Source organism: Pseudoalteromonas sp. SANK 73390 (genome assembly GCF_054966645.1).
In genome coordinates this window covers 1-14,491 of sequence record NZ_ARPN01000186.1, presented here as the reverse complement: position 1 = coordinate 14,491, position 14,491 = coordinate 1, and the positions used below count along the sequence as shown (strand labels likewise).

General features: G+C 39.3%; 15 protein-coding genes. 5 read left to right on the top strand and 10 right to left on the bottom strand.

Annotation, left to right across the window (positions count from 1 at the left end; translation table 11 throughout):
• The first annotated feature begins 82 nt into the window (after positions 1-82).
• Positions 83-283: a transposase family protein gene (locus tag SANK73390_RS20480; protein WP_462768182.1), complete on the top strand. Its 201-nt coding sequence runs from the start codon at positions 83-85 to the stop codon at positions 281-283.
• Between the two features lie 225 nt (positions 284-508).
• Here the strand turns inward: SANK73390_RS20480 and minE are convergent, their stop codons facing one another.
• Genes minE through minC form a run of 3 tightly spaced genes read right to left on the bottom strand, consistent with a single transcriptional unit; the run spans position 509 to position 2,305 of the window.
• On the bottom strand, positions 509-778 hold the full coding sequence (gene minE / locus SANK73390_RS20475; protein ID WP_462768181.1) for a cell division topological specificity factor MinE: 270 nt from the start codon (positions 776-778) through the stop codon (positions 509-511).
• A gap of 1 nt (position 779) precedes the next feature.
• On the bottom strand, positions 780-1,589 hold the full coding sequence (gene minD, locus SANK73390_RS20470) for a septum site-determining protein MinD (protein WP_261594861.1): 810 nt from the start codon (positions 1,587-1,589) through the stop codon (positions 780-782).
• 5 nt (positions 1,590-1,594) lie between these two features.
• The gene (gene minC / locus SANK73390_RS20465; protein ID WP_462768180.1) at positions 1,595-2,305 is read right to left on the bottom strand and encodes a septum site-determining protein MinC; all 711 of its coding nucleotides are present in this window, start codon (positions 2,303-2,305) and stop codon (positions 1,595-1,597) included.
• A gap of 202 nt (positions 2,306-2,507) precedes the next feature.
• Between minC and SANK73390_RS20460 the strand changes: the two genes are divergently transcribed.
• Both SANK73390_RS20460 and SANK73390_RS20455 read left to right on the top strand, forming a co-directional pair.
• On the top strand, positions 2,508-2,789 hold the full coding sequence (locus SANK73390_RS20460; protein WP_462768179.1) for a YcgL domain-containing protein: 282 nt from the start codon (positions 2,508-2,510) through the stop codon (positions 2,787-2,789).
• Positions 2,782-3,798 (top strand): lytic murein transglycosylase, encoded by a 1,017-nt coding sequence (locus SANK73390_RS20455; protein WP_462768178.1) that lies wholly within the window; start codon positions 2,782-2,784, stop codon positions 3,796-3,798. The genes SANK73390_RS20460 and SANK73390_RS20455 overlap by 8 nt, the downstream gene beginning before the upstream one ends.
• 121 nt (positions 3,799-3,919) lie before the next feature.
• Here SANK73390_RS20455 and SANK73390_RS20450 read toward each other — a convergent pair whose 3' ends face one another.
• The 4 genes from SANK73390_RS20450 to SANK73390_RS20435 form a co-directional block, all read right to left on the bottom strand.
• A complete protein-coding gene (locus SANK73390_RS20450; protein ID WP_462768177.1) occupies positions 3,920-4,918 on the bottom strand; it encodes a cytochrome d ubiquinol oxidase subunit II in 999 nt (332 codons plus the stop codon).
• Positions 4,911-6,254, bottom strand: a complete 1,344-nt coding sequence (locus SANK73390_RS20445) for a cytochrome ubiquinol oxidase subunit I (RefSeq protein ID WP_462768176.1) — start codon at positions 6,252-6,254, stop codon at positions 4,911-4,913. The genes SANK73390_RS20450 and SANK73390_RS20445 overlap by 8 nt, the downstream gene beginning before the upstream one ends.
• A 15-nt stretch (positions 6,255-6,269) precedes the next feature.
• Positions 6,270-6,815 carry a GbsR/MarR family transcriptional regulator gene (locus SANK73390_RS20440; protein ID WP_261594868.1) on the bottom strand — a complete coding sequence of 182 codons (546 nt, stop codon included), beginning with the start codon at positions 6,813-6,815 and terminating at the stop codon, positions 6,270-6,272.
• 332 nt (positions 6,816-7,147) lie between these two features.
• Complete coding sequence (locus SANK73390_RS20435) at positions 7,148-7,933, bottom strand: hypothetical protein (RefSeq protein WP_462768175.1); 786 nt, start codon at positions 7,931-7,933, stop codon at positions 7,148-7,150.
• Positions 7,934-8,503: 570 nt separating this feature from the next.
• On the opposite strand from SANK73390_RS20435, the gene SANK73390_RS20430 reads away from it, so the two are divergent.
• Both SANK73390_RS20430 and SANK73390_RS20425 read left to right on the top strand, forming a co-directional pair.
• Positions 8,504-9,907, top strand: coding sequence for a YfcC family protein (locus SANK73390_RS20430; RefSeq protein WP_462768174.1), 1,404 nt, complete (start codon positions 8,504-8,506; stop codon positions 9,905-9,907).
• A gap of 826 nt (positions 9,908-10,733) precedes the next feature.
• Positions 10,734-11,135, top strand: a complete 402-nt coding sequence (locus SANK73390_RS20425; protein WP_462768173.1) for a DUF1294 domain-containing protein — start codon at positions 10,734-10,736, stop codon at positions 11,133-11,135.
• On the opposite strand, the gene SANK73390_RS20420 is transcribed toward SANK73390_RS20425, so the two are convergent.
• The 3 genes from SANK73390_RS20420 to SANK73390_RS20410 form a co-directional block, all read right to left on the bottom strand.
• The gene (locus SANK73390_RS20420) at positions 11,121-13,286 is read right to left on the bottom strand and encodes a cation:dicarboxylate symporter family transporter (RefSeq protein WP_462768172.1); all 2,166 of its coding nucleotides are present in this window, start codon (positions 13,284-13,286) and stop codon (positions 11,121-11,123) included. The two genes, SANK73390_RS20425 and SANK73390_RS20420, sit on opposite strands and share 15 nt — an antisense overlap.
• 122 nt (positions 13,287-13,408) lie before the next feature.
• Entirely contained in the window at positions 13,409-13,876 is a 468-nt protein-coding gene (gene soxR / locus SANK73390_RS20415; protein ID WP_462768171.1) for a redox-sensitive transcriptional activator SoxR, read from the bottom strand.
• Complete coding sequence (locus SANK73390_RS20410) at positions 13,863-14,360, bottom strand: MgtC/SapB family protein (protein WP_261591322.1); 498 nt, start codon at positions 14,358-14,360, stop codon at positions 13,863-13,865. Before SANK73390_RS20410 ends, soxR begins: the two co-directional genes overlap by 14 nt.
• Positions 14,361-14,491: the final 131 nt, after the last annotated feature.

Genomic DNA, 14,491 nt, shown 5'->3' with positions numbered 1-14,491 from the left:
TGTATCACAGGGCAAGATCATGAACTTTACCTTGACATAAATTTATGATCTTATACTGCTTTTTAAATTAAGCAGCCCAATTATGTCAGCTAATACGTTGTTCGAACACTTTTCTTCCATTGATGACCCACGCCAGCAAGGCAAAGTACAACATCCATTATTCGGTATCCTGTTTCTAACAATCAGTGCAGTAATCGCAGGTTGCCAAGGTTGGGAGTGTATAATAAACATGACATATATGGACGCTCAGCCTTTGTCAAACCATACTAACCAATCGAGGTGACTTTTTAGTCGCCTCGTGCCTTTCTTATATTATTTACCTGCTTAATTTTTAAATTTGAATCAACCAGTTGTGCAATGTAAAGCGCTGCTCTGACATATATTCGGGCTTAACTGCATTTAGCAGTGTCCCTAATGAGCTTTGAGCCTGCATTCCCTAAAAAGTAATTACAAAATATCTACCTGTTAATTTACTTAGTATAATCAACAGGTAGATTTTTTCATTTAGCTATTTAGGCTCTTTGTCATCGTCAGGTAACGTGACATTTAACTCTAGTACAGCTAAATCGTCTTCATTTTGTTCAAATTGCACATTAACCGCATCAGAATCAACTTTCACATATTTGCGGATCACATTAAGAATATCTTGCTTAAGTTGCGGTAAGTAATCTGGTGTACCACGCTTTGAACGCTCATGAGCAACAATAATTTGTAAACGCTCTTTGGCAAGCGATGCACTGTTTTTTTTCTCTGAGCGGAAATAGTCAAGTAACGACACATTAACCTCCAAAAATCCGTTTTAGTAACCCCTTTTTCTCTACATTAAGAAAACGGAAATCAACAATCTCACCGAGCAAACGATTGATTGCATCGTTATATGCTTGGCCTGCGTCGGATTCGCTGTCTAACACAACAGGTTGGCCTGAGTTAGATGCATTGAGCACGGCTTTAGACTCTGGAATAACGCCAAGTAGGTCGATAGCTAAGATATCTTGAACGTCTTCTACCGACAGCATTTCGCCGTTGGCAACTCGCTCTGGATTATATCGAGTTAACAACAAATGCTCTTTTACTGGCTCAAGACCTTGTTCTGCACGCTTTGATTTGCTCTGTAAGATACCTAAAATTCTGTCTGAGTCGCGTACCGAAGATACTTCTGGATTGGTTGCAACAATTGCCTCATCGGCAAAGTACAATGCCATCATTGCGCCTGCTTCTATACCTGCTGGTGAGTCGCAAATAATGTAGTCAAAGCTTTCTTTCATTTCGTTTAATACCCGCTCTACACCGTCACGCGTCAAAGCATCTTTGTCGCGAGTTTGTGAAGCAGGGAGTATAAACAGTTTATCTACGCGTTTGTCTTTGATAAGCGCTTGGTTTAAGTTTGCTTCACCATTAATGACGTTTACAAAATCATAGACTACGCGGCGTTCACAACCCATGATCAAATCTAAGTTACGAAGGCCAATATCAAAATCGATGATGGCTGTTTTGTAGCCTTTAAGAGCAAGGCCTGTACCAATAGCTGCGCTAGACGTAGTTTTGCCTACACCGCCTTTACCTGAAGTTACGACAATAATTTTTGCCATGTGATTTATCCTTTGACCAAAGCTGTTATTTCTAAAGAATCATTTTTTTGTTTGACTTGAGCAGCCTGTCCCCATAACTCCCCTTGTAAAGAGTCACTGATCCAGTAGCTACCATTAATAGAAACCAATTCGGCTTCAAGACGCTGGCAATAAATAGCAGCCTCTTCGTACCCTTGAGCTCCGGCAATTGCACGGCCTCTCAAAGTACCATAAATATGAATATTCCCATCGGCAATCACTTCAGCGCCGTGGCTCACTGCGCCTAATACAATTAAGTCTCTGTTCTTGGCATAGATTTGTTGACCAGACCTGACTGTAGCCTGAACAATTTGTGGTGGCAAATAAACTTCTTTTTCTACTTCAACCACTTCGGCATTCGTTGATGAGGAAGGCGTAGGCTTTGCGCTATCTTTACTGTAATTTAATACTGATAGCTTAGCTTTTTTTGCGTCGCCATTTTGTGATTCAGTTCCATTACACACACCGACAGGGTTTAATTGAAGGTCTACGAGTGTTTGCTTTAAGACGGCAAAGTCAACGTTGCTGTCTTGTAATTTTGCTAGGTTAATAACAATCGGAGCACCGATAAAAAACTTAGGTGCTTGAGAAATCTTTTCATCTAGATCTTTTCTGAGTTGTATGATGTCAACTGAAAATAAGTGCAACACAGACAAGGTAAAAAGGTTTCCTTTTAACTCAAATGTTTGTTCTGACATAAGCGCTCTATAAAATGCAGACTTAATACTAAAGCAAACCTAAAATTACGCCTTTCAACAAAAAGATAAATAAGGTTTACATGGGCATCATTGTTGTTTTGGCCCCGTATTTTAAACGTTTGTAAGTCGCAAAACTTTTCAAATACAATGAGTGTCATGGTATAGTGCGCATTAGACATAAGCAAGAATTTATAGGGTTATAATGCTCACTGCTGTATATAAAAGCTCAAAAAAAGCTGATACCTACCTTTATGTAGAAAAAAGAGATGATTTTTCTAAAATTCCAGAGCCATTAATGGCGATGTTTGGCCGCCCGAAATACGTAATGATGTTTGATTTATCAAAACGAAAGAAATTGGGTATTGCTGATGTTGTTCAGGTTCAGGATAAATTAAGCAGTGATGGATTCTACTTACAACTCCCCCCACCAGAAGAAAACTTATTAGATCAATTTAAACAACAAAATGGAGCGTCTAGTGATTAAAAAATTGACTGTACTAGTAAGTGCTTTATGCATATCTAGTTCTGTTTGGGCTAACACGCAAGCAAAGTTTGAAGATTATGTTGCTGATTTAAAAGCTGAAGCTCAAAGCAAAGGATATGAACAAGCACTAATAGACAGTGCTTTTGCAACGGCAAAATTTAAGAAAAAAGTAATTACTAATGACAAAAATCAACCCGAGGTGGTTGAAACGTTAGAAACGTACCTCCCTAAACGTGTACCGCAGTGGAAAATTAACCAAGCACGCAAACTATATAAAGAACACAAAACAATTTTAGAGAAAATAGCTAAAGAGTATGGTGTGCAAGCACGCTTTATTGTTGCTTTGTGGGGGCTGGAAAGCAATTTTGGCCGCATTCAAGGTGGTTATCCGGTGATCAGCGCATTGATAACACTTGCGTTTGATGGTCGCCGTGAAGCACTTTATAAGCGACAGCTTTGGGCCGCACTTGATATTTTGAAATCCGGGCATATTACGCTAGATGATTTTAAAGGATCTTGGGCTGGTGCAATGGGTCAAACCCAATTTATGCCAACATCATTTAATGCTTACGCAGTAGATTACAATAACGATGGCCGCAAAGATATTTGGACCACCACCGAAGATGCGTTTGCATCTATTGCTAATTACTTAAAGCAAGCTGGGTGGAATGATGACTTAACCTGGGGCCGTCAAATTCAGCTGCCAGAAGACTTTGATCATAAATATGTACTTAAACGCGGCACCAAAACGCGAAAACAGTGGCTGGCATACTGGCAAGACTCCGAGCGTTCTTTACAAGATTGGCAAGCACTTGGTCTTCGTCGCGCCGATGGCAGTGATTTGCCTAAGGCAAGTGTTACTGCGGCGTTGGTTATGCCTGACGATATAAACGGTCGTATGTACTTGGCTTATGATAACTATAAAGCGCTAATGCATTGGAATCGTTCTTATTACTTTGCAACTAGTGTGGGTTACTTATCTGATAGGATAGGCTATCCAAAGATTTAAAGCTGATGATAAGCTCGATTAAATAAAAAGGCAGCATTCCAACATGCTGCCTTTTGGTTTGGCATAAATGCCGACAAGTGTGTAATGAACTGTAGCTAATTCGTTTGACTGATCTGTAATATCAATAATATGAAAGTGGGCGCACTTTTCCCCAAAACACGCGATACGAAAACGCGGTGTATGCTAGTATTGTTGGCACCACCACAATCACCCCATATAGTAAAAAGTTAAGTGATTCAGGTGCCGCTAAGGCCTCAAAAATTGTCAGTTTTCCTGGTACAACATAAGGGTAAAAACTGTATAGCAGACCAAAGAAACACAGCATAAAAATGACACACGAAATTAAAAATGGTAGCCAAGCACCCACATTAGGCTGCTCTTTGAGTTTTATTAAAACGCGGTCAAGTAACACAAACAATGTAAGACAAATAATGGGAATAGGTAAAATGAGTAAAAATATACTCGATTCAAACCAACGCTCATAAACACTATGGTTGATAACTGGATTGATAGCAGAAACACCAATTACACCAAAAAATGCCAAGCGGCCCGCTATTTGGCACCACCTTATTGCTGAAAGTTGTAATTGTCCTTGGGTTTTTAACACCAACCAAGCTGCCCCAATGAGTGCATAGGCTGCAACAACACCAATACCACTTAGCATAGCGAATGTTGTTGCTAATGCACTGTGCTCAAAAGACATAACATACAGGCCTAACATATAACCTTGCATAAATGCACTTATGAACGAGCCTAACTTAAATAGTTTATTCCACATAGATTTACGTTTAGTTTTTGCTTTAGCTCTAAAGTCAAATGCCACACCTCGGATGATTAACCCAATTAGCATAACTGTAATTGGCAAATACAACGCTTGTAAAATCATGCTATGAGCCAAAGGAAAAGCAATGAGTGCAAGACCTACGGCTAGTACTAGCCAAGTTTCATTGGCATCCCAGAACGGGCCTATAGATGCTATCATCGTATCTGCATGTTCTTCATTGTTAGTAGGTAATAAAATGCCCACTCCTAGATCATAGCCATCTAAAATAGCGTAAAGCAAAATGGCAAGCGCCATCAATGAGGCGTAAACAAAGGATAAAGTGTGTGCATCAAGCATAAATGTTCTCCTCAATTGACGGCTTTTGATACTCTTCAACTTCTACCGATTTATCAGCTGTATAGAAAAGCGTTCTGATGTAGGCAATGAGTAATAATACATAGATGGTTAAATAAGCAATTAATGATATCAGCACATTCTCACTGGCCACTTGGGTGACGGCATCTTCTATACGTAACACGCCCGATACTAAGAAAGGTTGGCGACCAATTTCAGTAACATACCACCCTGCTAAGGTTGCTATCCAACCAGAAAAACTCATGGCAACTAATACTTTTAACTGCCACGGTGCAAGTGATTTTTTGCGCCAAAGGGTAAAACGAAAATAAACGGCCACTGCAATCATTAAAAAGCCCATGCCAACCATAATTCTAAATCCAAAAAATACCGGTTTCACAGGTGGTCTAGCACCTTCAAATTCATTTAATCCTTTGATTTCGCCATCTGCTTTATGTGTTAAAATCAAGCTCGCCATATTGGGGATCGCGATTTCATAATCGTTAGATTTAGTTTGTTCGTTAGGAATGGCGAACAGTAATAAAGGTGCGCCTTTTTGTGTTTCCCAAACGCCTTCCATCGCCGCGACTTTTTGTGGCTGATGTTCAAATGTGTTTAAGCCATGTAAGTCGCCTACAAAAATTTGCATAGGTGCTAATAAAGCAGCAACCGTTAAAGACACTTTTAAAGTGAGTTGTGGGGCTTGTTTATCATCTCCTTTTAACAATCGATAACTGCTGACACCTGCAATTAAAAAGGCAGCTGTTAATCCACTGGCTAATAACATATGTGTTAATCGGTAGGGGAAAGAGGGGTTAAAGATTACTGCAAACCAATCTGTAGGAAATACCACGCCATCTCTTAGTTCAAAGCCTGTTGGTGTTTGCATCCAAGAGTTCAGCGACAGTATCCAAAATGCCGATAAACTCGTGCCGATGGCGACTACAATGGTTGCAAGTGTATGGATTTTAGGTGGAACACGCTTCATACCAAATAACATGACCCCTAAGAAAGTTGCTTCCATAAAAAATGCAGTGAGCACTTCATAACCAAGAAGTGGACCGGCAATATTGCCGACTTTTTCCATAAAACCTGGCCAATTCGTTCCGAACTGAAACGACATGGTGATACCACTGACAACGCCTAATGCAAAGGTGAGGGCGAATATTTTAACCCAAAATCGGTATGCTCGCAGCCAAACTGGGTGCTGTGTTCTATCATATTTAACTTTAAAAAAAACTAAGAACCACGCCAAAGCAATGGTTATGGTCGGAAATAGAATGTGAAAACTAATGTTGGTGGCAAATTGAATTCGCGACAACAGCAAGGTATCAAGCATGACGCACCTCGGCGATTAAGACTTCTTAAGTAACTTATCTTTTAAATCAATTACTTTACTCACAGATGAGCCTAATTTCATTAGCGTTTGTAATTGTTCAGGAGATAAACGTTGTAGCTCTGCGGACCATTTAGTGATGGTCTCGAGTAAATCGTGAATAGTTTGGATTTGATTATTTGCATACTCTTCTTCTGGTGAGTTCCCTCCCTCAAGAATTTGGTCACGTAATAAAGTAAGTGTTGGGTCAACCTCACGTTTTCTTCGTTCTTCAAAAACACGATTTGCTAAGTCCCAAATACTGCCATTTGGTGCGTAATATTCTTTACGATCACCGGGTATATGAGTGACTTTAACAAGTTGCCATGATTGTAACTCTTTGATCCCCATACTGACATTACCACGACTAATTTTTAATGATTCAGCAATTTCGTTAGCAGTAAGTGGTTGCTCGTGGATCACTAATAAGGCAACCATTTGGCCAATAGTTCTATTAAAACCCCAACGACTACCCATTTCACCGCAATGAAGCACAAAGTTTTCTATTTTTGGAGATAAGCTCATAGTTCTAAAGTTTCAGTAATTATTGAAACTTTAATATATAGAGGTAATTGATTTAGATCAAGTGCTATTTTGACTTGTGCACTATGGCCTTATATGGACCCCTGCAAATGTCAAAAAGAAAGAGTTAAAATAAATTAGCTGCTAGCTTATATGCGGGCTTAAATTGAGGGGACTAACTCTGGCATTTGATGTATTCGCACCTTCATGACTTCTCGTTGAACAGTTTAACTGCTAAAAGTGATGTGCAGGTACATGGTCTATTTGAATGATTTGCACCTTTGATGTGCTTATAACGGATACTGTTTGGTTAAGCAGTATCCGTTTAATTTAATTTATTTAATGATTAAGTCTTCTTCAACAATATAAATGTTGGTAGGGTTCGTCAGCGTAAACACTTTAACTGCTAGGGTTTTGCCCGCGGCGTTTTCACATTCAATCATTTGATATAGAACGGGTTGGCCTGCATGTGAATTGTCTATAGTTTTGTGTGTTGAGAATACGTCTGAATAAAATGGTCCTTTACTACCTTTGTTATGGAAAAGGCCTAACTCAATGCCTCTGTTAGAGAGTGTTTGGCAGCGTCCATCGTTGCTTTGATTATTAATTCGCAAGTGACTATTAACTTTGTATGCACTGTGATAACCATAGGTATTAGGACGATGCACAAATTCACCGCGAGGCTCAACGTCCACTTCCCATTCTATAATTGGTGCACCTGGAATATTAACCAATACATCATAGTCTTCACCTTGAGCTGTGGTACAAGATACACGTAATTGCTTGTTTTGTATTAAGTATTGTTCTGGAATTTCAGCTGTTGCTTGCTGGATCACTACTTGTGCTGGCACTCTTGAGATATCAGTATGCACAATGTGTTCGCCAGTAGTCTGCGCATAAATGTTACCATAGCTACAAAAGTCACCTACATTACGAGGGTGAAGGTAAACGTTAAGTTTATGCGCAAATTCGCTAGTAATTATAGAGGTCGCGATAGGTCCATGAGAGTACTGTGTAACACGTTCAAAGCCATCAGTATCAAAAGCCTGATTAGGTAAAGCAAAACTGCTAGCTGACGCTGTGATTGTTGCAAGAGCAAATATTATGCTGAACTTTTTCATACAAGTTATTCCTTTTGTGTCATTCGATGTTTCTAGGTTAAGCAGTGGGCCCTTACTGCTAAGCAAGGCGATCATAGTTATTGGTGACAACGCTGTCAATTGGTGTTTTTTATTTATATTGATTTAAATCAATATATTACGAATTTTTTAATTTTTAGTGTATAAGTAAGGTCTGTGGATGCTTTCGGTGGTGTAATACATAAATTTATGACATTTATATGATTGAAAATACTGCTTATTAATCAACCTCAGATTTGGATAAGAGTTTTGGAATAGAAAATATTGTTGTGAATAAACATTACGTATCATCTAATGATGATATTTTGTTCAATATTAAGGCGCTTTTATGCAGTAATAGTGGACTATTACAAATGAAAGCAACGCGAGAGTGAGAAAATAGCTAATTCGCTTATCCAGAATTGAGGTTAATTAGTTTTCATTGTGACCGACAATAAGCTTTAGGCGTTTGATTGTGATAGTTGGTTTTGGTCGTAAAAGTGATGAAGTTTGAGCCCTATATAGGTAATATGTGGAGACAAATAACTTATAATTTTTTAAGGTAGTGCCTCAATGGGACAAAATATGAAAGTGCCTCATACCTTAGTGTTACTGTTAGGTATGATGGTTGTTGCGCTGGTTGCCACATGGATCACCCCGCAGGGTTTTTTTGATACAGCAACCACCGATTCTGGACGGCAAATGGTACTTGCTGGTACTTATCAGTTAACTGAGGATAGGGTGCTGCTGACTCCTTGGGATTTACTCAAAGCAATACCTAGAGCCTTTGCTGCGGCACAAGATGTAATATTTTTTGTTTTGATTGTAGGTGGTGTTTTATCTATTGCACGTGCAACAGGCACGGTTGATGCGCTTATTGGCCGGCTATTAGAAAAGCATGGTGATAAGCCTCAAAAACTTATATTTATGGTCGTTTTTTGCTTTGCATTGGCATCTAGTGCTATCGGTACCGCGGGAGAGTACATACCATTTGTGTTGATTTTGGTGGCACTTTGTAAAGCGATGAAGTTAGATGCCATGACTGCAGTGGGCATGATTATCGCCGGTTATGGTATAGGCTATGGTGTTTCTGCCTTTAATCCATTTACGGTATTGATTGCACAACAAATTGCTGATATTCCAGTTTATTCTGGTATTTGGTTAAGGTTGGCAATATTTTTACCTTTCGTACTCATCGGTTTCCATCATGTATGGAGTTACACTAAACGAGTGCAGGCCAACCCTGAATTATCTATGTTAAAAGACTGCCCTTGCCCGCTTAATGGCCAGGCACAGCAAAACTACCCTGCGCTTAATAAACGGCATCAAACAGTCTTGCTATCATTCATCGTTACGCTCGTAATTGCGGTTTGGGGAATTGCTACGTTGCATTGGTATTTGTATGAGTTAGGTGGGCTGTTTGTCGCATGGGGCATAGTCATTTCAATCATAGGCAAGCTTTCAGCAGATGATGCAGCGAATAAATTTATTGAGGGGGTGTCCGATTTAGTGACAACCGCTATTTTGATTGGGGTAGCACGAGGCATTGCTTTGATTTTAGAAGATGGTCAAATCTTGCATACTATCGTTAATGGATTGTCTACGCCTTTGTCTTATGTTACTGCTGAAGTATCGGCTGTTGGCATGCTATTTATCCAAACGTTGTTGAATATGTTTATTCCATCGGGCTCCGGTCAGGCGTATGTAACTATGCCACTAATGGTACCCGTTGGTGACTTAGTTGGTGTACCTCGTCAAGTTGCTGTATTGGCTTATCAGTTTGGTGATGGATTTTCTAATATGATAGTGCCTACAAATGCTGTTTTAATGGGAATAATTGGCATGGCAGGCGTACCTTATACTCATTGGTTTAAATTCTGTTTACCGCTTATGGCCAAGTTAATGCTTGCAGCAAGTGTTGTATTAGTTTTGGCAGTTATGTTTGGCTATGGGTTAGACGTGCAACCACAGCTTTAGTGAGCTTAATCTTTATTGGTAGGCTTTTAAATTAGCCTACCAAGCTCTCACTTATTTTATTTGCGGCTAGTGTGGTAAACCAGATAATAACGTGGATATACTTTTATTAGCTTGATTTTCGTTCACTGCCTTTATCGCTTGAAAAAGTAGGCAGGCTTTATGGCAGTGGTACGTAAAGACAGGTAAACCTTGTTGATAAAAGTGCGCGGCATTTTTGATAATTTAATTTAGTGTATGAATGGCAGTAATGATGCGTTATATCATTTTAAATTAACTTGTTTTATCGCATAAAAACTTGCATTTGGCTTAATAGACAAGTTGATGACGGATTTGGTGGGAAGGTTGAAGCTGTATTTTGAGTAGATAAATAAGATCAAGCCCCCTTGGGCTGATGATCTTTGTTTGAAAAGTATTTGCATAGCAACAAGGTATAATTGGTTTTACCAAAAAACAATATCCCCAAGTGCTACTATGGCAAGAACAATGTCAATAGATAAGAGCTGAACAATGCTCAAAGAATTGATAATTAATCGTGGTCGAGTTTATAAAAAGTTCGACCATAGAATGGCTTTGGAAGGTATTTTATATCGTATGTGAACAGGTATTCCTTGGTGAGACTTACCACCTGCCTTTGATCACAGGAGTACCGTGTTTATTTGGTTTAAATTTTGGTTGAACGTGTGTTTTTCGCTTAACACTACCTGTTAAATGATACTTAAACTAACCCGCTAAAATTGTAAGAGTGGCTATGCATAGATATTTTTATAAGAGTACTATGCATTTTGCGATAAAATGAGCTTAATATTTATTGTGTTTTAGGTCGGTTTTGGCTGTATCTGTTAATGTTATTTTTTTAGCTTTGAGCTATACGCTATCTCGGTGTAATTGGTTGTTAATTACGTTGCTCATCATGTGGCTTGCTTGTTACTTTGCTGCCGTATTTATGGCGATTGTCATGGTGAGTATTGGTTACTTCTTTGCTATGAATGCGATTTTTGTTTGGTTGTTTTACCTAGACAAGCACAGAGCCATTGCCTGCGCACGTAGAGTGAGCGAGACAACGTTGTTATGCGTTTCATGGTTGGGCGCTAACATGAGTATGTTTGTGACGCAGAAATGGCTTCGCCACAAGAATCAAAAAAGGCGCTTTAACGCTAAGCTATGTGTTTTAAGCGCCTTACAAACGGTGGTTTTAGTTTTTATTAGCTATTTGTTAGTGTTTAAATAATTCTGGCGCATATTCATCAATAACAGACCAGCGTTTAATTGCTTTTTGGCTTCCTTGGCCTAAGATCCAATAACGATAATTTGCATCAATTTGCCCATTCGCATGTTGGATATCTAACCACGCATTTAAATAATTAAGTAAGTCGTAGTTGCGTTTTGCAACCGCAAAGCCTGTGGGATACTTACTTACACCACCTTGGGGGACCACAACACCAAACTGCGGATAGAACATACTCCAAGCAAACCCTGCTTCAGCACTAATAACCAAAGCATCATATTTTTCAGGTTCACCAAAATAAGCCTTCAGGTTAGCAAGTTGCTTGAAGATTATGTTGGGCTTGTTGTTGGCAATTTTGGTCAATAAAGGAGCATATTCAACATGTGCAATCGTCAGCTTTTGCTTTTCTATGTCGTTTAGCGTTGTAAACTTATCTAGTTGGTGATCTTGTGCAAGTAAAGCTAATTGAAGCAGCAATACTTGGTCGCTAAAGCGCACTTTAGTTAAGTCAGATACATTGATTTCTAATCCAGACATCGCAACATCAAAATAGCCTTTATTTAGGTACTCGCTTAATTGATGCTTTTTAAAAGGAATAAACTCTACCTTTACATTGAGATCAGCAGCAAGGCGATGGGCTAAGCTAACATCAAATCCAACCAATTCATTATTTTGATTAAAGTAACTAAAAGGCACGTTATCAACAAGGTAACCGATGCGCAAAAGGTCACGTTTTTTAATAACGTCAATATTGGTCAAAGATAGTTCACCACTTTGATAAGCTTTTGGCACATAGCTTAAAACATGATTAGGCACTTTTTCGGCAATTACCATATTGGCAATAACTTCATCGGCTGCTTGCGTATTTTTGGCTAAATAGCTGTTTAGGGTAAAGCTGGTTAGCATAAAAGCGGGTAGCAATGCACTAAGTAAGGTTAGATAATACACTGAACGAAGGCGTTTAAGGTGTAATTGCTCACGACAATAAAAAATACTTAATAGTACAAATGCAAAGATATAAACCACCGTTGTGGGTGAGACCACTTTAGCGGTTAAAACAGACATTGATAAATACAATTGGTAGCTATCGGCAGGAATCTTCAAGCTATCTAGCATAAATGGTATTGCTAAATGTACATTAGCAAAATAGCTGAGCATGGCGGAAAGCGTGACGTTGGGAATGTCAGATAGGCCCACAGGGTTACCGGTTAGCCATCCTGCAAACATAACAAAAATCAAGGTTGTGAGCTTACCTAAACTTGGGAATGTATATGCGATAGGCACTAATACTTCAGCAATGTGGTCGGCTTGTTCATTGTTTTGTTTTATGCTGCGTAGGTGCTCTTTGATACCTTCTGTTATGATTGGTAAAACAATAAACACATTACCTGTACTAAATGCGGTTATCCAAGCATTACGCATTACCATAATAAGCGCACGGTATTTTATGGGCGTCAATGCAGCCACCAGCATAGGCAATAAAACCAACATCAGATATAGGCCTAAACATAAAACCAGCACCCAATATACTTGTAGGTTATTCAATTGTTCTACACTGAGTGTGCCAGCAGTACTGGCGGTCATTGCAAAAATACCAATAGGAAAGATAGCAATTACTTTTTTTGATATAACAGTCAAACCTTGACCTATAACTTCAAGAAACTCTAACACGGTATTTTTGCGTTTGTTAGCAATAAGTGCCATGCCTAATGAGATACAAAAAATGACAATTGCTGGCACATTACCCTCAGCTAATGATGCAAAGGGGTTTGCAGGAATATATTGCTGAGCAAAGTTAATATCATTGTTCTGGGCAATTAAGGTTGGTGAGAAAAACGTCCCAGCATCGTGCTGTGGTAAGGTAAAAGTAAAACACCAAATGGCGAATAACCCAACGACCCATAAACAGATCATAACGGTTGCTGCCTTGAGTAAAATACTGCGCACTTGATCAGGATTAAACTTTCCTAATCCCACAATTAAGCTCACGACGATGTATGGAAATATGGTGATTTGCATAAGTTTGACAAAACCAGTGCCAATTGGTTGTAAAAATGCCACTCGTTCACCAAAAATAAGGCCCGTTGCAATACCTAAAATCAAGGCCCACAACATCCAATTGCGGCTTTTAAAAAATGCTAGCAGCGTATTCATAGTTGATATTTACTTCGCTTGTTAGTAGATATAATAATAATAGACACACAAAAGAGCGGGGAGTATACGCACGTTGCCTGACTCGTAGATGAATATTGGTAATTGTATTTGTTTATACAGTGCTACCAATCTTTGCCAAGTAGCTGAGCGCCACTGCCTGATTTGCCCAGTACATCATCAGGGTTATACATAGGGCAGCTTTTCATAGAGAGGCACCCACAGCCTATACAACCATCAACTTGGTTTCTTATTTTTTGCATGTAAGCAATTTTAATATCCAGTTGCTGCTGCCATGCACGAGATAGTTTGGCCCAGTCTTCTTTTGTAGGGGTGCGACTCTGTGGCAAAGTGCTCAGTGTTTGTTTAATTTCTTCAAGAGTTACTCCCATCTTTTGTGCCGCTTTTATGACAGCAATGCGTCTGAGTACATCCGGTTTATAGCGACGTTGATTACCACTATTGCGCCAACTACGGATTAGCCCTTTTTGCTCATAAAAATGTAAAGCGGAGACTCTCACATCACTTCGTTTGGCAACAAAACCGGGGGTTAGGTTTGCATCTTGCAGTCGCTGAGTGTTATTTGTTGACATCTTTTTTAACTCTTTGTTTCCATCCAGTATATTTGCCATGAACGCCTCGTGTGAGGCTGGTAAAACTTGACTCTAAAATATCGACCCCATATAAAATTATCACTACAATTACAGCCAATTTGATAGCAACCAAAGGACCTGCAACACCAATAGAGACACCTATTGCGGCGAGCATCCAAATAGTTGCGGCCGAAGTAACACCAACCACGACCCCTTCTTTAGATAGCATTACGCCTGCACCCAAAAATCCAATGCCGGTAACAACTTGGCCGATAATTCTTGATGGGTCTGCGACGGCATTAGTCACTTCAATTGAGAGTATAATAAACGCGTATGTGCCTAATACAATTAATGACGAGGTTCTTATACCAACAGGCTTTGCGCGCAGCTGGCGCTCTAATCCAACAATTGAGCCAGCTAAAATCGCAGCGCCAATGTCAGGCCAACGCAGAGGAGCAATACTGAATAAAGTTGCTAAGTCCATAAACATGAAAATATAGTATTGTAAATTATAAGTTTAATAGAAATAGTTCAATGATGACAGTTAATTAACATCAAAAAACCCAGTAAAATAACTGGGTTTTTGTTCAAGGGCTAGGGTCTGTTGAACTTTGC